The organism is Bacillus sp. GW823-FHT06A10, from assembly GCF_058795375.1.
The window spans coordinates 22,678-43,498 of record NZ_JBXAHT010000005.1; the positions used below are offsets into that span (position 1 = coordinate 22,678).

At 35.0% G+C, this 20,821-nt stretch carries 20 protein-coding genes and 1 pseudogene; 11 read left to right on the plus strand and 10 right to left on the minus strand.

What is annotated here, in order from left to right; genetic code table 11:
* Positions 1-7 precede the first annotated feature (7 nt).
* The 5 genes from qoxC (at position 8) to AC1Q8M_RS25090 (ending at position 3,735) form a co-directional block, all read left to right on the plus strand.
* Positions 8-610 (plus strand): cytochrome aa3 quinol oxidase subunit III, encoded by a 603-nt coding sequence (qoxC, locus tag AC1Q8M_RS25070; RefSeq protein WP_000729313.1) that lies wholly within the window; start codon positions 8-10, stop codon positions 608-610.
* Positions 611-922, plus strand: coding sequence for a cytochrome aa3 quinol oxidase subunit IV (qoxD, locus tag AC1Q8M_RS25075; protein WP_000068425.1), 312 nt, complete (start codon positions 611-613; stop codon positions 920-922).
* Positions 923-1,143: 221 nt separating this feature from the next.
* Positions 1,144-2,973, plus strand: coding sequence for a monovalent cation:proton antiporter family protein (locus AC1Q8M_RS25080; protein ID WP_492334207.1), 1,830 nt, complete (start codon positions 1,144-1,146; stop codon positions 2,971-2,973).
* A 52-nt stretch (positions 2,974-3,025) separates the two neighbouring features.
* Positions 3,026-3,283, plus strand: a complete 258-nt coding sequence (locus AC1Q8M_RS25085; protein WP_141532441.1) for a DUF4022 family protein — start codon at positions 3,026-3,028, stop codon at positions 3,281-3,283.
* Positions 3,284-3,297: 14 nt separating this feature from the next.
* Positions 3,298-3,735, plus strand: coding sequence for a GNAT family N-acetyltransferase (locus AC1Q8M_RS25090; protein WP_098284480.1), 438 nt, complete (start codon positions 3,298-3,300; stop codon positions 3,733-3,735).
* Between the two features lie 39 nt (positions 3,736-3,774).
* Here the strand turns inward: AC1Q8M_RS25090 and AC1Q8M_RS25095 are convergent, their stop codons facing one another.
* From AC1Q8M_RS25095 to AC1Q8M_RS25105, 3 genes are all read right to left on the minus strand, one after another.
* Entirely contained in the window at positions 3,775-4,203 is a 429-nt protein-coding gene (locus AC1Q8M_RS25095; RefSeq protein WP_098361498.1) for a hypothetical protein, read from the minus strand.
* Between the two features lie 4 nt (positions 4,204-4,207).
* Positions 4,208-4,408, minus strand: a complete 201-nt coding sequence (locus AC1Q8M_RS25100; RefSeq protein WP_000301184.1) for a helix-turn-helix transcriptional regulator — start codon at positions 4,406-4,408, stop codon at positions 4,208-4,210.
* A gap of 203 nt (positions 4,409-4,611) precedes the next feature.
* Positions 4,612-5,904 (minus strand): NCS2 family permease, encoded by a 1,293-nt coding sequence (locus AC1Q8M_RS25105; RefSeq protein WP_098855712.1) that lies wholly within the window; start codon positions 5,902-5,904, stop codon positions 4,612-4,614.
* A gap of 280 nt (positions 5,905-6,184) precedes the next feature.
* Between AC1Q8M_RS25105 and AC1Q8M_RS25110 the strand changes: the two genes are divergently transcribed.
* Both AC1Q8M_RS25110 and AC1Q8M_RS25115 read left to right on the plus strand, forming a co-directional pair.
* Entirely contained in the window at positions 6,185-7,576 is a 1,392-nt protein-coding gene (locus AC1Q8M_RS25110) for an amino acid permease (RefSeq protein WP_001164892.1), read from the plus strand.
* A 181-nt stretch (positions 7,577-7,757) separates the two neighbouring features.
* Positions 7,758-9,305 (plus strand): DNA-binding protein, encoded by a 1,548-nt coding sequence (locus tag AC1Q8M_RS25115; protein WP_000791513.1) that lies wholly within the window; start codon positions 7,758-7,760, stop codon positions 9,303-9,305.
* A gap of 35 nt (positions 9,306-9,340) precedes the next feature.
* Here AC1Q8M_RS25115 and AC1Q8M_RS25120 read toward each other — a convergent pair whose 3' ends face one another.
* Both AC1Q8M_RS25120 and brnQ1 read right to left on the minus strand, forming a co-directional pair.
* A complete protein-coding gene (locus tag AC1Q8M_RS25120) occupies positions 9,341-11,062 on the minus strand; it encodes a DUF2339 domain-containing protein (protein WP_016513637.1) in 1,722 nt (573 codons plus the stop codon).
* A 141-nt stretch (positions 11,063-11,203) separates the two neighbouring features.
* On the minus strand, positions 11,204-12,505 hold the full coding sequence (brnQ1, locus tag AC1Q8M_RS25125; protein ID WP_025118275.1) for a branched-chain amino acid transport system II carrier protein BrnQ1: 1,302 nt from the start codon (positions 12,503-12,505) through the stop codon (positions 11,204-11,206).
* A gap of 253 nt (positions 12,506-12,758) precedes the next feature.
* On the opposite strand from brnQ1, the gene AC1Q8M_RS25130 reads away from it, so the two are divergent.
* On the plus strand, positions 12,759-14,144 hold the full coding sequence (locus tag AC1Q8M_RS25130) for a peptide MFS transporter (protein WP_000443144.1): 1,386 nt from the start codon (positions 12,759-12,761) through the stop codon (positions 14,142-14,144).
* Between the two features lie 30 nt (positions 14,145-14,174).
* On the opposite strand, the gene AC1Q8M_RS25135 is transcribed toward AC1Q8M_RS25130, so the two are convergent.
* The 5 genes from AC1Q8M_RS25135 to AC1Q8M_RS25155 all read right to left on the minus strand — a co-directional run bounded on the left by AC1Q8M_RS25135 (position 14,175) and on the right by AC1Q8M_RS25155 (position 18,221).
* Positions 14,175-15,254 (minus strand): YHYH domain-containing protein, encoded by a 1,080-nt coding sequence (locus AC1Q8M_RS25135; protein WP_001249804.1) that lies wholly within the window; start codon positions 15,252-15,254, stop codon positions 14,175-14,177.
* A 139-nt stretch (positions 15,255-15,393) separates the two neighbouring features.
* Positions 15,394-16,026, minus strand: a complete 633-nt coding sequence (locus tag AC1Q8M_RS25140) for a class A sortase (RefSeq protein ID WP_001041728.1) — start codon at positions 16,024-16,026, stop codon at positions 15,394-15,396.
* Between the two features lie 117 nt (positions 16,027-16,143).
* A complete protein-coding gene (locus tag AC1Q8M_RS25145) occupies positions 16,144-16,617 on the minus strand; it encodes a DUF2178 domain-containing protein (RefSeq protein WP_001080041.1) in 474 nt (157 codons plus the stop codon).
* The gene (locus tag AC1Q8M_RS25150) at positions 16,610-16,828 is read right to left on the minus strand and encodes a helix-turn-helix transcriptional regulator (RefSeq protein ID WP_000154019.1); all 219 of its coding nucleotides are present in this window, start codon (positions 16,826-16,828) and stop codon (positions 16,610-16,612) included. Before AC1Q8M_RS25150 ends, AC1Q8M_RS25145 begins: the two co-directional genes overlap by 8 nt.
* 112 nt (positions 16,829-16,940) lie before the next feature.
* Positions 16,941-18,221 (minus strand): 3D domain-containing protein, encoded by a 1,281-nt coding sequence (locus AC1Q8M_RS25155; RefSeq protein WP_001105810.1) that lies wholly within the window; start codon positions 18,219-18,221, stop codon positions 16,941-16,943.
* Positions 18,222-18,852: 631 nt separating this feature from the next.
* Here AC1Q8M_RS25155 and AC1Q8M_RS25160 point away from each other — a divergent pair.
* From AC1Q8M_RS25160 to AC1Q8M_RS25170, 3 genes and pseudogenes are all read left to right on the plus strand, one after another.
* Positions 18,853-19,383 (plus strand): annotated as a pseudogene (locus AC1Q8M_RS25160) (methyl-accepting chemotaxis protein); the annotation flags it as partial.
* A gap of 136 nt (positions 19,384-19,519) precedes the next feature.
* Positions 19,520-20,332 (plus strand): undecaprenyl-diphosphate phosphatase, encoded by an 813-nt coding sequence (locus AC1Q8M_RS25165; protein ID WP_000434794.1) that lies wholly within the window; start codon positions 19,520-19,522, stop codon positions 20,330-20,332.
* A 179-nt stretch (positions 20,333-20,511) separates the two neighbouring features.
* The gene (locus tag AC1Q8M_RS25170; protein ID WP_000471253.1) at positions 20,512-20,799 is read left to right on the plus strand and encodes an antibiotic biosynthesis monooxygenase; all 288 of its coding nucleotides are present in this window, start codon (positions 20,512-20,514) and stop codon (positions 20,797-20,799) included.
* Positions 20,800-20,821 lie beyond the last annotated feature (22 nt).

Genomic DNA, 20,821 nt, shown 5'->3' on the forward strand with positions numbered 1-20,821 from the left:
AAATGACATGGCGGCTTTAGATAAAAGCTTACCTTTGGAATATCAATCCGAACAAAGCAGATTGAATATCCTAGGATTCTGGATTTTTCTTGGGGCTGAAATTATGCTGTTCGCAACACTTTTCGCCTCTTATCTAGTCCTTGCTGGTCGTACGGCAGATGGCCCAACTCCAGCGCAACTGTTTGAACTTAAAACGCTTTTAATTCAAACATTACTACTTTTAACAAGTAGTTTCACATGTGGTATCGTAATTCACGAAATGCGTAAGCACAACCAAAAAGCAATGCTTGGATGGTTCATCCTTACATTACTTTTAGGTGCAGGTTTCCTATTCTTTGAAATCGAAGAGTTCATTATGTACATCGGTGAAGGCGCAACAATTCAAACAAGTGCTTTCCTATCTGCATTCTTCGTTCTTCTTGGAACGCATGGAGCCCACGTAACAGGCGGTATCATTTGGGCAATTTGTGTTATTATCCAAATTTTAAAACGAGGTTTAACACCAGTTACAGCTCGTAAAGTATTCATTATCAGCTTATACTGGCATTTCCTTGATCTTGTTTGGGTCTTTATTTACACACTAGTTTACTTGAACGGGATGGTGGCGTAGATGGCTCAAAACAACAATCAAGCAAACGGGCATGCGCATAGCGGATTCCCTTGGTCACACGTTTTCGGATTTATTTTATCGCTTGCATTAACGTTTCTAGCGTTATACGTGGCACTTTACACAACATTGCCACTTTCAACAGTCTTAACAACTATTATCATAATGGCTGTTGCGCAAGCATTGTTACAATTAATTATGTTCATGCATTTAAAAGAAGGAGAAGGAAGAGTTCAAATTCTTACAATGATATACAGTTTCTTCGTTGCAACTGCAACAGTTGGTTTAACTGTATGGATTTTCTTCTCAATGTAATGTACATGAAAAAGACTGCTGAGGAATCTCAGCAGTCTTTTTTTATTCTCCTCCCCCATTACATCCACATTACGGAATTAACAACAGAATCATGAAAAATATACTTATTATGACAAATGTTAAGAAAAGTCTTTCTTTATGAAATCGAATCCATATGCGTTGCTTTTCTACCTATTATATGGCTAAATAGGTACTATATTTATTTGAAGGGAGAGAACGCAATGGAACATCATACTTCTGTTCTATCACTTATGGTTGTCGTTGCAATCGCGTTTTTCGTTCCCCTTTTGTTACAACGCTTTAAATTAAAAGCACTTCCTGTTGTCGTTGCAGAAATTATTGCAGGAATCTTTGTAGGTAAAAGTGGGTTTAATATTATTGAGCCAGATATATGGCTTCAAGTTTTATCAACATTAGGATTTATCTTCCTCATGTTCTTAAGCGGTTTAGAAATTGATTTTTCTATCTTTAAACAAAAAGGGAAAAAAAATACGACAAACGAGCCAAATACATTTCAAGCAGCAAGCATTATCTTCTTATTTATTTTCATCTTATCTTATGCCCTATCATTACTATTCGTATGGCTAGGATTTGTAGATAATGCAATGTTCATGACTTTAATTATTTCAACTATTTCTTTAGGTGTTGTTGTACCAACACTAAAAGAGAACAACCTAGGAAAAACTGCGATCGGACAAATCATTTTATTAGTTGCTGTTATTGCAGACTTAGTTACAATGATTTTACTCGCCGTTTTCGTCGGATTAAATTCCGAAAGCGGCCAAAGTATGTGGCTCTTACTTCTTCTATTCGGTGCCGGTATTGTCATTTACTTTATTGCAAAACGCTTTAAAAACATTCCATACTTAGATAGTTTAAAAGCTGGTAGTGTACAAATTGATACACGGGCTGTTTTTGCACTCATTTTAATCTTAGTTGGGTTATCGGAATCTGTTGGAGCAGAAAATATTTTAGGTGCCTTCTTAGCAGGTGTACTTGTATCGTTATTATCACCCAATGAAGATATGGTGGAAAAACTTGATTCTATCGGCTATGGTTTCTTCATCCCTATTTTCTTCGTAATGGTTGGTGTAAATCTAGAGGTATGGTCTATTTTTAAAGAACCTTCTAGCATGCTAATGATCCCAATCTTAATTGTAGGACTCTTTATTTCAAAACTCTTACCATCACTCGTCTTACGAAAATGGTATCCACGTAATATCGTACTTGGAAGTGCAATCTTATTAACATCGACACTTTCTTTAGTTATTGCGGCTGCACAAATTGGTGAAAAACTAGGGATCATCAGTCCAAGTTTATCTGCCTCTCTTATTTTAAGCGCAGTTATTACTTGTATTTTTGCACCTATATTGTTTAAAAAAATGTTCCCAAAAGTAGAAACACCAAAACCAAAAGTAGCTATTATTGGCGCGAGCAGAATTACCCTTCCGTTATCACTAGATTTAAAACGAGAAGATTATGGCGTAACGCTATATATGATGCGTCAAAACAAAATAAATGATGAGGAAGCGAAATCGCATGACTTCCCTATCGTGAAATTAGATGACATCACAATCGCATCATTAACTGAACAAACAGCATTTGATGCAGATCGCGTCGTTGTTGCAACAAGCGATGATGAACAAAACTTATTATTAGCAGAACATGCAAAAGAGCTAGGTGTTGAACATGTTATTGCAAGTGTAGAAGATCCACTTCTACAAGAAAAAGCAACGCAAGAACATATCGCTGTATTCTCAACAATTAACTCTACACGTATTTTATTACGTGCACTTATTGATAAACCTAGTCTCGTTCGCTTAATTACAACAGCAAACGAAACAGTACGCGAAGTTGAACTACGCAGCAATAAATATAACGGCATTGCGCTTCGCCGCCTTCCGTTTTTAGGTGATGTACTTGTCATTCAAATCTACCGCGGTAATAAAGCATTAATACCACATGGTGATACAAGACTACAACACGGCGATACATTACTTGTAACAGGCTCAAAAGAGCATATCGATACACTAAAAAACATATTAGAGTAAAAAGATGCCCCTCACATAATTAAGGGGCATCTTTTTAATTTCATATGGTAAAATGTTACTATCACATATTATGAGGATGGATTACATTATGTCTATTGTAACTTTAGCTCTCTTATTATTAGCGGAAGTACTCGTCGCCATTATTCTCATCGGTGTTAGCATTGAAATTTGCAGCTATGGTTGGAAAAAATCAAATGGAGTTAAATACTCATGCCTTTTACTTTCACTCCTTCTCGGAGTCGCTAGTATACTCGGCCTTCTCGCTGCACCTGCATACTTCTTTATACAACTTATAGAAAAGGGTTTATAAGAAAGGATGATAATATGATTACTGTGCAGTATATTGAAGCATCCGAGACACACTTATTACGCCAAGCGGTGTTGCGTCCCAATCAGTCCCTAGCAGACTGTAAATACTCTTCTGACTACGAAAAAGACACATTCCACTTAGGTGCCTTTATAAATGATGAGTTGATTAGCATCGCTTCCTTCTCAAAAGAAATATATCCTGGTTTACAAAATGGCATCCATTATAGACTACGAGGAATGGCAACATTACCTAACTTTAGAAACAAAAGAGCTGGAAGCTCCTTAATTCAGAAGGCAGAACAAATTTTAAAAGAACGGAAAGCAAACATCCTATGGTGTAATGGCCGTATTACTGTAACTGACTATTACAAGCGATTAGACTTTCAGGAGCATGGTGAAATCTTTGAAATTGAACCGATTGGCCTTCATAAAGTACTGTATAAAAAGATATAAGAAAGGCTTTCCTCAATACGGGAAAGCCTTTCTTATATTTCAATCTTCACTTTTTATCTTTTTCATATATATGTAGATAAATAAACTAGGAACTAAAAAACAAGCAAACATAATAAATGCTGTTATACTGATTGCTTTTATCGAAATATCCGGTGTTACAATAATACAAATAGCTAACAGTCCAATAACAATACCTACCGGAATGAATAATAGTTTCATGAAATAGCTACGTGATACCCCACCTGTATGCTCATATGCCTCTACAGAATGTTTTAAATTTAAGAAGTTAATGGCTACGATCCCGCCCATAAATACCATTAATAGATCCGAAACACTTTCATATCCTGCTCCTTGCAAAACATAACGGTAAAAAACAATGCCTAGTATGATGATATTTTGTAAGATGAAAACTAACCTAATGTGTTTTAACCCCTCAATCATTAAACGTTCATCTTTCACGATTTTCACCCTATCACTCCTTTTCCTCCCAAAACAACTCATTCAACGTTTTATCTACTGCATAACAAATTTTCAAACATAAATCTAAAGATGGATTGTATTTCCCCTTCTCAATTAAACTAATCGTTTGCCTTGTAACGCCTACTTTTTCTGCTAATTGTTGCTGTGTTAAATCTAACTGAACACGCGCGACTTTTATTTTACTTACAGCCATTCATGTTCCTCCTCTACCTTTATTGTAACATATATATTCCATTAGGTAATTTATATTTTACGAAATTAATTTAATTTCGACATTATCCCGATTGATGCGGGCTAATACACAGTGGGGATAAATCCCCACTACTGCCTATAGTTTCACTTTATTATACACAAAAAAGGAGCCTCTCATAAGAAGCTCCCTCTCCTATATCTATATTATAAGAATAAATGACATCCAAATAAAATTGTAAATAAGTATAGTAATGGATGTACTTCCTTTCCTTTACCCTTCACAATTTTCAAAACTGGATATACTAAAAATCCAATTGCAATTCCATTTGCAATACTAGACGTTAACGGAATACCTATAAAAATCAAAAATGCTGGTAACGCATCTTCAAATTCATTCCAATTAATATCTCGAATGCTTTGTGCCATTAAACTACCTACTATAATTAATGAAGGAGCTGTAATAGCGGCTACACTTGATAAAGAAGCAATAACAGGACTGAAAAATGCCGTTATAATTGTTAGACCAACAACTACAATCCCTGTTAATCCAGTTTTCCCACCTGCAGCAATACCTGCTGACGATTCAATCGTCGCTGCTGTTGGGCTTGTTCCAAAGATAGAACCTGTAGTCCCGCCAATTGCATCTGCAATAAACGCTTTACCAAAACGCTTCTCTGTATTGTCTGTAATTAAACCTGCTTGTTTAATTAAACCAAGTAATGCACCTGTTGTATCGAATAAAAGTACAAGTAAAAATGAAAATACAACACCATATAATCCGTATTCAATTACATCTGAAAATGCATTGATTGGGTTTGAAACGATAATACCCTCTGGCAAATGAGGCATCGCCACAATTTTATCAGCAAACTTCAATTGCCCTGTAAAGAAGGCGATAACTCCTGTCACAATCATACTAATAAATAATGCACCACTCACACGTAATGCCATTAATACCGCCGCTAATATTAAACCAATTAAAGTTAAAATAACAGCTGGAGAATGAAAATCACCAATCGTAACTAAATTAGAAGGATGATCCACGATAATTCCAGAAAGGCGCAATCCAATAAAAGCAATAAATAGTCCAATTCCACCTGCAATTGCATGCTTTAAACTATCAGGAATTGCTAAAATTAACTTTTGCCTAAACGAAGTAAAAGATAATAAAAGAAAAATAATCCCCGTTACAAATACAGCTGAAAAGGCAACTACATATGTAATCCCTTCTGCCTTCTGTACAACAGAATAAGCAAAATATGCATTCATTCCCATAGCTGGAGCAATAACAATCGGGTAATTCGCGAAAATTGTCATACCTACTGTTCCAACAACGGTTGCAATAATTGTTGCTGTAAACGCTTGGTCAAATGGTACACCTGCATCAGATAATATTTTTGGATTGATGACAAGAATATACGCAAATGTAAAAAAAGTTGTGATGCCAGCTAAAAACTCTTGCTTCACAGAAGTGTTATATTTTTGTAATTGAAACATGCTTATGTACCCTTCCTACACCTGAATTATTATCACACATTCTTTTCTTACTAGTATGTGAGAAAATATAATACTTAATCTTAACAATCAATAAAAAGAAGAGTCAATATATTCCCTAATAGTTCGAATTTTAAGTTTAAGTCTGACAAGTACAGATGTAGTACAGTTCATTATGATTATTTTTGTAGCATAACAGATAGAAATGTTTTATAATTTGAAATAGTTAAATATTTAGTAAACGCATTCAAATATTGTTCACTCTACAAGGGGGATTCTTCTTATGCAGCACACAAACAAATCTGGAACTTTAAATCGTGGTTTAAAAGAACGACATATTACTTTAATGTCACTTGGCTCAGCTATTGGCGTTGGGCTATTTTTAGGATCTGCTTCCGCTATTAAACTAGCCGGTCCTTCTATTTTACTAGGCTATATGATTGCCGGACTCGTTATTTTTTTCATCATGCGAGCTCTCGGGGAAATGGCAATTGAACAACCTGTTGCCGGTTCTTTTAGTAAATATGCATATGATTATATCGGCCCACTCGCTGGTTATATTACTGGCTGGAATTACTGGTTCTTATGGGTTGTTACTTGTATGGCTGAAATTACAGCAGCTGGCATTTACATGCAGTACTGGTTTCCAGATATCCCGCGCTGGACTTGGGCGTTACTTGCTCTATTGTTAATGAGCGCTTTTAACTTCTTATCGGTAAAAGTATTTGGAGAACTTGAGTTTTGGTTTGCTCTCATTAAAATTGTCACAATTATCTGTATGATAGTTGTCGGCGCTGGTATTATTTTATTCGGATTCGGAAACGGTGGTATCGCTACTGGTATTTCAAATCTTTGGTCACATGGTGGCTGGTTCCCAAATGGTTTTTCTGGATTACTACTCTCCATGCAGATGGTACTATTCGCTTATTTAGGCGTTGAATTAATCGGTGTTACAGCTGGTGAAGCTCAAAATCCGAAGAAAACACTCGCAAAAGCAATTGATAACGTGTTTTGGAGAATATTACTGTTCTACGTAGGAGCTCTATTCGTTATGATGGCAATTTATCCATGGAACGAACTTGGTGAGAAAGGAAGCCCATTCGTATTAACATTCCAGCAAATTGGTATCGCAAAAGCAGCAGGTATTATTAACTTTGTCGTATTAACAGCAGCTCTTTCTTCTTGTAACGGTGGTTTATTTAGTACAGGCCGTATGCTATTTACATTAGCTCAGCAGAAAAAAGCTCCTGAAAGATTTGGTCGTTTAAATAAAAATGGCATTCCAAGCCAAGGAATTGTAGCAACTGCTATCGTTTTACTCATTGGTGTTATATTAAACTATCTCGTACCTGCAAAGGTATTTACATGGCTTACTAGCATTTCAACTTTCGGCGCAATTTGGACTTGGGGCATTATATTAGTTGCTCAAATTAAATTCCGTAAAAGCTTACCTACTCAAAATAAACAAAAGTTATCGTATAAAATGCCTTTATACCCATTAAGCTCATATTTCTCACTCGTTTTCCTTGTATTAGTACTAGGTATAATGGCGTATTCAGAAGATACACGAATTGCATTGATTGTCGGCCCAATTTGGCTTATCGGCTTAGCAATCGTATATTACATGAAAGGGTTTCATAAGATTGATGAAACACCTAACTCAAAAATTAGTTAAGCAAAGCATCCCTTCCTTATTACTTGGAAGGGGTGCTTTTATATCTATATAAATATTTCTCAACAAAATTCACGGTATTTTTACAATCTTTTAATATTTTTTATGTTTTCCGTCTTTATTTTTACAGAAAAATAAATTACATTATTAAAGCACATATATTTATTATTAGGGGGATTCTTCTATGAAGAATAAAAAATGGATTACATTTTCTTTAGCAACAGCAATTACACTAAGTATAGGGACCTCGTTCATACCGTCTACTTATGCCGAAAGCTCTGTAGACCCAGCTCCTGAAATTGCTGCAAAAGTTGTAAATCAAAACAATGGGAAGAAAGTATTATTCGATAATACACACGGTCAAACTGCTGGGACAGCTGACTGGGTTATTGACGGCGGCTTTTCTGACTTCGGAAATGGCATTGCAAAAAACGGTTATCACGTAAAAGAACTTCGTAAATCAACACCTATTACGTACGAAGACTTAAAAGGTTACAATGTATTTATCGTTCCAGAAGCTAATATTCCTTACAAAAAATCTGAGCAGGACGCTATGTTACAATATGTAAAAAATGGCGGTAGTATCTTCTTTATTGCCGATCATTACAATGCGGATCGTAATAAAAATCGCTGGGACTCTTCTGAAGTATTTAATGGATATAGACGCGGTGCTTGGGATAATCCAGCAAAAGGAATGTCTAATGAAGAAGCAAATTCACAAGCTATGCAAGGAGTAGAAAGCTCTGATTGGCTATCTGACAACTTCGGTATTCGCTTCCGCTACAATGCACTTGGTGATGTTTCAGCGAAAACAATTGTATCGCCTGAACAATCTTTCGGAATTACAAAAGGTGTTTCTTCTGTAGCAATGCATGCTGGTTCTACTCTAGCAATTACAAACCCAAAACTAGCAAAAGGACTTGTTTACCTTCCAGAAAATCCATCAAAATGGAATAACGCTGTTGATAGTGGCGTTTATAATGGGGGTGGTATTGCAGAAGGCCCATATGCTGCAATTGCAAAAGTAGGACTTGGAAAAGCTGCCTTTATTGGTGACTCTTCTCCTGTTGAAGATGCTACGCCAAAGTACGTTCGTGAAGATTCTGGCCAAACAAAGAAAACTTACGATGGTTATAAAGAAGAAAACGATGCGATTTTATTAGAAAACATCGTAAATTGGTTATCGAATAAAGAGACATTTACAAGTTTAGATCAAGTAAATGGTTTACAACTTGATTCACCTACAGCTCTACAAACATTTGAACAGCCAAGCTTATCAACAGAACCACAACCTGAACCTTGGAGTGCACCAAATGCGGGTTATCAATGGTTTAATACAAATACTTTTAAACCAGGTTCATACGGTTATAACGGTGCGGTAACAACAAGCGACTACGTCGTTACACATCCTAGCATTCTACCAAACAATGAAATTTTCCAAATGAAGATTCAAGTAAACAACTTACTACCTAATACAACTTATAACAACTATTCTTTAGGTATATTCACTACTGGTGGAACACAAGTAGCAAAAATTCAAAATACAAACGGCACTTGGCCATCTGCTTTTGGATATAGTAGTGCCTTCTCTTTCACAACAAACAGCTTAGGCTCTGCTGAGAAAGTTGTAAATGTACAGATTGATTCAAATACAACTGGACAAGCAACTCTTCGTCTACGCCAAAATACAACAACGAAATATAATGAAACTGTAACGATTAATAAGAAATAATGAAAAAGGCAATCCATACATGGATTGCCTTCTTCTCACTTCTCTTCCTTCGAGAAAAACATTCTTGAAATAACGATACCTATACTACCGACGATTAGGAATAACACTGCCCTAATCATCATCGATACCTCTGGTAAGTCAAGTAGGAATAACTTCCCTACCGTTACTACTAATACGATTAATCCAGCATATAATATTTCATTCATCTGTCTATAACGGCCAAACCAAACTGCAAATAACGCATATATCATCCATAATAACGATACAGATACGCTAATTATACTTCCATCTGTAGAAAGAACTTCACCAATTCTAGTGATTGTAATAAATACAATGACCATTAACCAGTAGAGCACTATAGAGTACACATACTTACCCATACTCGCTAACACTTCTTTCGCTTGTCTCATGCAATAATAGAACGTTCCTATTAAAATAAGATGAGCAACAAAACCTGCCGAAATAAATTCATCAAACGGGCTAAAAATCGTCTGTATCATTCCAATTGCGTAAACCGTCGCACTAACATACAATTTTATCTGTTGTTTTGCTTTAATAGAAGTGACCATGCCGAGGAAACCTTGTAATAATAGTACAATCGCTGCATTCACTAAACTATACTCGTATAAAATCGCTAAACTAAATGCTCCCATTGCGAAACCAAATAAGAGATTTGTAAATGTAGAATGTCTATTCTTCCTATACTCAAGCACAAACATAGCAGCGTGCACAATTGCACTAATAATCAATCCCCATGTTGTAAAATCAGGTATTTTGGCAATAGCTAGTATAAAGAAAACTGCATTCGCACTAAATATCGCCAAACGTGGTTCTGGTATAAAACTTCTCTCCGTAAACATATGCCAAAATAATAGTAAATGAATCAAACCATATACAATCGTTAACTGTATTTGCAAGTTCTCTACTAATATTGACATAACAGCAAAGAAGACAAAAAGAACAATGGCCGCGACAGCGTAAGAAATCATATATAAGTATTTATAACGATTTTTCAATCCATACCATAATAAACTAAGTGTTAATATCGTCTCGTATCCAAAGAAAATATAAGGATTAGGAGTCGTACTATTTAACAAGAATGGCACGAAGAACGCTCCTACCGCTACGAAGATAGTAAGGTATTCTGAGTTATATCTTTTCGCTAAATAAATCCCTAAAATAACCCATGCAATATTAAAGAGAAACGCGATACTTGCCGGAATAAATGCATACAAATAATGTGCTGCAAACGTCGTTAAAACAATCCCCGAAATACTTCCTCCAACCAATACTAATCCTAACGCCTGCCGCTCTCTTTTAATTTGAATATCTCCTATATAATACAAACCGATAGATAATGCGATACCAAACACAATTCGTATTGCTGGTGTTAATAAACCAGCATCTACTCCTGCTTTAAATAACCAGATCACTCCAAGCAACATAATACCGACAAATACACGCGGTAACCACGTTTGACAAAACTTAATAATATTAAATGGCTCTGGTTTAAAAACAGATATATCTACTTGTTTTACCTCATATTCTTGCACAGGCTCTTTTATCGTAACTATTTCTTCTTTTGGCTTTTCCTCCATTACCGTTTCAATATATTCTTTCTTTTCCTTACTAACATGTTGCTGAGCGTTTTCTACTTCTATTTCCCTTTGCTTCACTTTTAATTCAGCAAGTGCCTCTTGAATTGTTTCAATTGCCGTTTCGAGTGCTTCTATTTTCTTATCCAAATCCTTCTTCATACGCTACCCCCTTATTCGTAACTCTCATTAAACCTATATATTACCAATTATCTTTATCATACTCTTAGTCTATTCATTTTCAATAGTATTTTTTCCAAAAAAAGAAAGATGCCTTCCCAAAATAGGAAAACACCTTTTTACTCATTTATTCTTATTTAGAACAATGCTAACGATGACACCAACACACACGCCTATAATAGCTGGAACTATCCACCCAACACCTTCTGTATAAAATGGAATGTATTTTAATACTGACGTCCACTGATTCATCATTACATTTTTATTTAAAATATCAATTGCACTAAATATCGCTACAACCCAAACAGTTACTGCATATACGTATGCATACCTCTCAATATACTTATGGAATAACCCTAGAATAATAAGCGTTAATGCAATTGGATAAATAAATCCAAGAATTGGTACTGATACTTTTAAAATTTGCGTTAATCCTAAATTAGCTAAGATCATACTAACAACGCTTACTATAAATGCCCACACTTTATAAGATACTTTCGGAAATGCAATCGCAAAAAATTGACTACAAGACGTAACAAGTCCAATTGAAACACATAAACAAGCGATAGTAAAAATAAGACCTAATAAAACGACTCCGCCCTGTCCAAATAATGTAATCATAACTTGTGCTAACACTTTCGCACCGTTATCAAATGTTCCTAATGAGCCACTAATTGCCCCCACATATCCAAGGATGACATAAATAATAGATAATAATAGTCCTGCCCCAATTCCAGCAATACTCATATATTTCGCCAAACCTTTATCATCTTCAATACCCTTTGCACGTAATGCATTTGCAATAACAATTCCAAAGATTAAAGCAGCTAACGCATCCATTGTTAAATATCCATCTAAAAACCCTTGAAACATAGGAGCTTGGCCATAGTTCCCTATTGGTTCTTTCATATCTCCTACTGTTGTAAACATACTCTTTATAAAAATAAGTGCAATCATACATAATAATAACGGCGTCAAGACTTTTCCAAACAACCCCATTAGTTTAGATGGTGATAAACTTAACCAGTAAACAATACTAAAGAAAATAACTGTATAAAACAATAATACTCCGCTTCCTGCTTCAGGGAATAACTGACCTGGCCCCATTTCAAAGGCTAAACTTCCCGCACGTGGTATACCAAGCCCAGGTCCAATAAATACATACACGATACATGGAAAAATAATTGCAAATGAAGAATGAACTCTACACGCTAACGTTTGAAAACTTCCTGCTTTTGCAATAGAGATAACACCTAATATAGGAAGACCTGTTGCTGATATAATAAATCCTACTAATGAAATCCACACATGTTCTCCTGCTTCATATCCAAGAAAAGGTGGGAATATAAGATTCCCTGCTCCAAAGAACATCGAAAATAACATAAGACTAATAAGTAAAATTTCTTTTTTCTGTAACAATTTCATTTCTTTCTCCTTCTTTAATTTCATCTCTTATGAAATCAATTCCACATATAAAAAAAGTAAAATAACCCGCTTCCTTACAAAGAAAACATAGTCCATAGTCTATCACAAAAGAAACACCCCTTCTATAGCTATTCCCTTTTTCCAATTTCTTCTGAAAAATCAACCTTTATTGACTTATAATAGTTAATAAGGTAAAATATTAAATGTACAAAATTATTAACTTTGTTTTTGTTTGTGTCAGGAGGAAAATAACATGGAATCAGCGATACAACTAGAAAGAGAACAACAAAGAAAAAAGAAACATCCTCCAGGTTTATACTTACTCTTCTTTACAGAAATGTGGGAAAGATTTAGTTACTATGGATTACGAGGATTATTAACATTATATTTAACGACAGCTTTAGTAAGCGGTGGTCTTGGGTTTAGTCCCGCATGGGCACTCTCTATTTACGGATTTTACACTGGAGCCTGTTATTTCACACCAATGATTGGTGGATACTTAACAGATCGTTTTCTAGGTAGACGAAAAGCGATCACAATTGGTGGTATAACAATGGCAATCGGTAACCTTACACTATTTGCCTTGCAAAACCAATTAGGCCTATACCTCGGATTAGCGCTTATTATTATCGGTAACGGATTCTTCAAACCGAACATCTCTACACTGGTTGGGGAATTATACGAAGAGAACGATCCAAAACGTGATAGTGCATTTACCATTTTCTATATGGGTATTAACGTCGGGTCATTTTTAGCTCCACTCGTTTGCGGATTTTTATCAGAAAATTTATTCAAAACAACAGTTGATGGCGTTGTACATTACGGATTCCGTTACGGTTTCTTAGCCGCTTCAATCGGAATGATTATTGGACAAATTTTATTTACAACACTATCAAATCGCTTCCTTGGTAATATCGGTAAAAAACCAACTCGCGATTTACAAACAGCTGCTGGACAACCATCAGTAGGAGATACACCATTAACAAAAAAAGAAAAACAACGTACCGCAGTTATCGTCATTTTAACATGCTTCGTTGTCTTCTTCTGGGCTGGCTTTGAACAAGCTGGTAGCTCATTAACATTATATACAAACAAATTTGTAGACCGCTCTGTGTTCGGATGGGAAGTTCCAACATCTTGGTTCCAATCGGTCAATCCATTATTTATTATTTTGCTTGCTCCAGTCATTTCTGCATTATGGGCAAAACTTGCAACTCGCAAGCGCGGTGATTTAAAAATCCCAACTAAAATGGGACTTGGGATGATCTTGCTCGGTATCGGTTATATCATTCTCGTTATCGCTACATTAAAAACAGGTAGTGATGAACATAACATTACAGAAAAAGCAAACTTACTATTTATCGTCTTTACGTATCTTTTCCATACGTTAGGTGAGCTATTCTTATCACCTGTCGGACTATCAATGGTTAGTGCGCTTGCTCCGGTAAAATTAGCATCTTTACTAATGGGTGTATGGCTAGCAAGTTCAGGTATCGCCAACATTTTAGGCGGACAACTTGCAAGCTTCACAACTTCACTTGGATACGCTGAAGTATTCACAGTTATTGGCGCTGTGGCAATTGTATTAGGTTGTGTTTTATTATTAATTTCTAAGAAATTAGTGAAATGGATGGATTAAAAAAGATGAGGAATTTCTCCTCATCTTTTTTTATGCTGTTTTACCTTTTTCGATTGCTTGTTCGTACAGCTCTTTATGTTCTTTATATTCACTTGGTACGAAACTCTTATAGAAGAATGAGAACCAGCTGTCTCCCTTTTTATACCCTTCTTCTCGAATTTCCGCTGCTTTTTTATTCGATTTAAATCCTTCAGTAAACCATTTCTTTAACAATTCATTTCTTTCATACTTAGCAGGAACTTTTAAATCATAGTTTTCAAATGCATACTTATAGCCAGCTTTTTCTACTGCCTTTTTTGTAGATTTATAGCCTTTTTCATACGCTATTTCATATGCCTTCACGTATACTTCTTTCTCTCTATTTCCAGGATTCTTTTCAGCTAATTCTTTCCCTGTCTTTTCCCCTAATTCAGCTTGCTCTTTTTCAATTTTTTCTACTCTTTCTTTATTCCCTACTTTGAACCCGTCTGCAAAGTTTACCTTAAACTCTGGAGCAACTTGACTATCGTCCATCGTCTCTTGCGCTAAACCTTGTTCTTTTCCTTTTTCAAAATGCGTTTTCTTCTGCTCTTCTAAAGACCATGCGGCTGCATAAGTCGCTTTAAACGCTTGTTTATATGCATCAGATTTTCCAGCTACATGCACTTCTGCATCATTTTTTCCTGCTTTAAAATCAGTTTCTCCATTCTTTTGACCTTCAAGTTGACCTTTTTCAATATCAGCTTGGCGCTGCGCTTCCTCTTGTTTACGTGCCTCTTCAGCTTTTCTTTGTTCCTCGGCTACACGTTGTCTCTCTTCTTCAGCTTTACGCTGTGCTTCTGCAGCACGTTGTTTTTCAACCTCAGTATTGTGCTGGGCTTCTGCTTGTCTCTCAGCTTCTACAGCACTATTATTATTCTGGCTAGGAGCTGGGCTCGTTGCACCACTACTAGAAGCTGGTTTATTGTGATAATGATATTCCCCGTACTGTAATCCCCATTTCTCACAATTTGTACGACACGTATGTCCGCCATTAGCATCTGTACGCCCTGGATGCGCATAAGCTGAAATTGGGGCTACCAATAACGCTATACTCGTTGTTAAAAGAAGTTTCTTCACCTGTTGTCTCACTCTTGTTCCTCCCAAAATATAGAATTCTAACTTTATTATACATAAATAGAAGAATACTTAAATACCAATCAAAATATTCTATTATTTCTCAACATTAGTAAAAAAGAAGGTGAACTCTTTAAAGAGTTCACCTTCTTTTTTACTTCTTCGCCTTCGTTCCTACTAAATCACCAGCAACAACATAACGCTTAGAATTATCCTTTACAGATACACATGTAATAAGCGTTATCTCATCTTTCCCATGATCCTCTACAACTTCCCACTTATCAGGAGTTACTTCAGATACACCAGTAACCGCATACTCATATTCATTTTCATTGTCATACAAATAAATTTTATCGCCTCTTTTCAAAGAAGCTATATCACTAAATAAAACACCTTTTTTAGACATGTTATGTCCTGCTAGTGCGTAATTTCCTTTTCCCATAACTTGATTCTCTTTTACTGTCGCTGCACCTGATAATAAGTTTTTTTCAGTAGAAGCTTTCAAAACAGGCAGTTCTACTGAAACACTTGGAATCGAAATACGACCGATTACTTGTTTCTTATCTAATGATGCATTCGCTACTTCCGCCAAGTCTGGTTGATTAATTTTGGAAGCATCTACAAATTCCGTCTCATGCTTTTCATAATCCATCTTTTGAACAGCCTGCACATTTTCAGTCTGTTTCTTTTCAGCCTGATATCCATCATAAAATGGCTTTCCAATTAACACGCCACCTACAACAAATAGAAGGATTGCTACTATACTATAAATTCTTTGCTTATTCATATACAATTCCTTTCCCTTACAAAATCTTACTCTATATAAAATGATAAAATAATATCGCCATATGTACAAGTATTAGCTTAAAAAGAAACCTTCTTGCCGGTGCAAGAAGGTTTCTTTTTAAGCTAATTTATTTCTGTATAGTGATACGTGAAATACTGTCATTTGAATAAAGAAAATCGAAAATATAATATATAATGGGTATCCAGGAAGATATTCATTAATAATAGGCGAAAAAGTTAAAAATCCAACTGCACAAGGTAACACAAACCATAACGATACAAATGTTGTTCGGCAAGCTTTATCCGTAATCGCTTTTTCACGTTCATCTTCTAGTGGAAATAATAATGGATACATCCAAAAAGATAAATTCTTATATTTTTTCTTTTGAATTCTATAAAAAATTGTAACTATAATTGCTCCAATAAATAATAAAATGAATGGTACTCCATTAAACCATACTTCAAATGGGAATTTCTCGTTTTTAATTATATCTGCTAACTCTGTAATGACACTATAAAATTCAACAAATGTCCAGCATGCTAAAGCAGTATAAAGCACGTTTATGATATAAGAAAAAACAATTCTATTCATCCTCTTCCCCCTCCTTATTTAAAACAAACACATCTTCCATCTTTAACTGAAACACATCACAAATCGTAAGTGCTAATAACAACGAAGGAACGTAATCCCCTTTTTCAATTGCTGCAATTGTTTGTCTCGTTACTCCAACCTTTTCTGCTAATACGCTTTGTGTAAAGTTAAAACGAGCTCTTAATTCTTTTACTCTGTTTAAAATGGTCAAATTTACCACCTCTCACCATTATTGTATGCTATCCTTAACAAAATGTAAACTCGACTTAACATTATTCTTACAAAAAAATCCAACTTTACGTATTGTAAAGTTGGATTACGTTTTAGTTTAAAATTGTAAGCTTAACATTTTTTCTGCCCCACTTACTAGACGAAGCTTTATCTGGCATTAAAACATCAATTTTGTGACCTTTAATCGCGCCACCAGTATCTGCTGCAATTGCTTCTCCGTATCCTTCAACATATACACGAGAACCTAATGGGATAACAGATGGATCCACCGCAATCAATTTCATTCCTGGGTTTGCAGTTAGATTATAGCCTCCCCATGCAGAATATACTTGTTGACCTGGTGCATAGCCATTTTCACCTGGATCTGCTGTATAAGCTGTTGCATGTACATAAAGTTCTTTCCCGCCAGCAGTTGGCTTAGAAGACGGTTCAGGTTGTGCAGGTTTTGCAGGTTCTACCTTCGAATTATTATTAGCAACTGGTTCAGCCGGTTTACTAGCTTTTTCTTGCTTTTGCTTTTCAGCAATTTCTGCTTGTGCTTTCGCTAAAGCTTCTTGCTCTGCTTTTGCAGCCGCTTCTGCTTTTGCACGCTCTTCCGCCGCAATTCTTGCTGCTTCTTGTTCACGAGCAATTGTTTCTTGTACTGCCTTCATATTTGATTCAATTTTAGCTTTTTCTTCCGCTGCTAAATTAAGTTGACTTGCAACCTCATTATATTTAGCTTGAACTGTTTGTAAGTTATCTTGACGTTTTTTCAAGTTATCTTGCAGTTCAGCTTGTGCTTTTGCTAATTTTTGTTTATCTACTACTAAAGATGCTTCTTTTTCGTCAATTGTTTTCTTATCTTCTTCAATTTGACGAAGATCTTGTTCTTGTAGACGTAAAATTTCTTTATCAGCTTCTAGAATAGTAGAAACTGCGTTCATACGTTGTAAGAAGTCTGCAAAGTTTTTTGACTCTACTACAACTTCTACTACTAAACTTGTATTTGAGCTGTTTTGAACAGAAACCATACGTTTTCTCATAATATCTTTACGAGCAAGGACTTTATCCTCTAAAACGACAATTTCTTCCTTTTTTTGTTCAATCTGCTTATGTGTTTCATCGATTTTACGTTGAATAGCAGCTTGATCCTCTTTATTTTTTGCAATTGTATTATTTAAATTATGTAGTTCGTTTTCGATACCTTTAATTTCTTTACTAACAGCTTGCTTCTCTTGCTCTTTCTTTTGCATTTCTGCATCGTTTTGTTGCAATTGCTGTTGCATGTTGTTAAGTTTCTCGTCGTTTGACTCTGCTTTTACAGCGACTGTACTAGAAAGACCGATAATTCCTGCTAATACTAGACTACTGATTCGCTTAAAATAGTTCATAATCCGACTCCCTTCTTATACAGTTATACATGATTTATTTTACAGTTTGTTTACAAAACGATTAAATACAGTTTATTTTTCGTGACAAAAAAAAGAGAATTATGAATAAAATGTAATAGATTCTTAAATATTTAACAATTCCTATATTTAAAAAATACAAAAGATGCTAAAATCCAAATATAGAGAAAATATAACTTTCGAAGGCGGTTGAAATAAATACATGTTTACTCAAAAGAAATCACTCCAACATACAATTGCTCAATTAGAAGAGCGTATACAAGAATTAGAAGCAGAATTAAAACAAAAAGATATTGAAAAACAAGAGACTATTTCTACTATCCACGATCGTGTACAAAGCGTTGTCCAAGAGCACCAACTTGTAAATAACCAACACAATACACTCCAAAATTTAGTTCAACAATTAAGTTCATGTTTCGAAAATGTTTCAACACGTACGACACATTCCAATGAGTTAAATAATGAAATGTTACAAAAGGAACAAAGCTTAATTCAGTCTATTGCAGAAATTATTGACTGCTCTAATGAAGGAAAAGAATCCGTTCACCGCTTACTTATTGTAATTAATAAATTAGGTGAACAATCCCAACGCACGTCTAATAGTATGAATCATCTAAGCGAACGCTCAAAGGAAATCGAGCAAATTGTAGAAGTCATTCAAAACATTGCAGCACAAACAAATTTACTTGCTTTAAATGCGAGTATTGAAGCCGCACGTGCTGGAGAACACGGTAAAGGATTCGCTGTCGTTGCCAATGAAGTAAGAAAACTAGCAGAAAGTACAGCAGAAAGTACAAAAAACATAGGCAACTTAACGAAAAAAATTCAAGAAGAAATTGAAAAAGCATACGATAACACAAAAGATAATTTACATTTAGTCGATGAAGGTGTAGAAATGAGCGCCGATACAAACGCTAGAATTGAAAATATTTTAGTTATGATTCAAACGTTACAAAATGGTGCTACAAATGTTATTAAGGCTATTGAAAACCAAAAATCTTGTAATGATGACATATTACGAGAATTCGCTAACACACAACAAATGTTCCAAAAATTAAATACTACTATTATGAATCATATTCATGATGCTGAAAAAGTCGATGTTCAATTGTCTAAAAGTCTTCAAGGAACAGTAAATTCTTAATTAAAAATAAAAATCCCTTATACTGCTATAAGGGATTTTTATTTTATTTCGAATATTTATTTCTTTTCAATATTCATCCATATCTTTGTTATAATGGAAAAGTTGTTTCTTTCAACTAATAAACAAGGAGGTTATTATGGAACAATTTTACTACGTTTTAAAATATTTAATTCTCGGTCTGTTCCAAGGACTAACAGAACCAATTCCAATTTCTTCAAGTGGTCATCTCGTTTTAGCACAACATTTGCTAGGACTAAAAATAGAAGGGTTTAGCTTCGAACTACTTGTTAATTCAGCTTCATTATTAGCTGTATTACTTATTTATAGAAATGATTTAATTCGTCTAACGAAGAATGGTCTCTCTTATATATTTACAAGAGCAGAAGACGCAAAATCAGATTTCTTCTTTATTATTTATCTTGTTATTGCAACCATTCCAGCAGGTGTTATTGGTGTTTTATTTAAAGATTACATCGATCAGTACTTAAAAGGTGTGAAGATGGTTGGGATTTCCCTTCTTATTACTGCTGTCGGCCTTTGGATTATTAGAAATTTACGCGGTCGTAAAAATGATGGCGACCTTTCTATGAAAGATGCAATCATCGTCGGATTAGCACAAGCTTGCGCACTGATTCCCGGAATAAGCCGATCTGGTGCCACAATCGTAGCAGCAATGTTACTTGGTATGAAGCAAGAAACAGCTCTTCGCTTTTCATTCTTACTATACATTCCTGTTAGCTTAGGTGGCTTATTGTTAAGCATTACAGACATTGCAAATGATCCAAATCTAGACACATTATTCGTGCCATATGTTGTTGCATTCATCGCAACATTTATCATGACGTATATTTCACTAAAATGGTTTATGAACATTATGGCAAAAGGAAATTTAAAATATTTCTCTTTCTATTGTATTATCGTAGGTGTACTTACTCTTATTTTCTTATAAAATGAAACTTACAAATTGAAAGCGAGTCATTCTATTACACTAGATGACTCGCTTTTTTATACCTGTATTAAGTTAAAATCTATCATTTACTTTGAATTTTCTGAATAGTATGATATCATTTAAGTTCACTATTATAGTAAAGCTATCTTTCCTACTATTATCGTAAAAGAGGTGTTTATATGTTTATTGTTACTAAACTCATTCATATTAAGTACGGATATGAAAGTGAGCTTCTTTATGGGCTTAAACAATATTATCCTTCTCCCGGAACGAACGGTTGTATTAACATAGAGTTTTCACATGTTCATCCTACAAATGATAAGGCAGAATATATGATTCGTATGTTATGGAAAACACAACAAGATTACCATACATGGCTTTCTCAAAGAGAAAGAAATGTAACTTTGAAACACAAAATACAAGGCTATATCCTTTCTTCCAAATCAAATGCTAGCTATGTACATTAACCCTTCTCTTTTTATTCCTTAC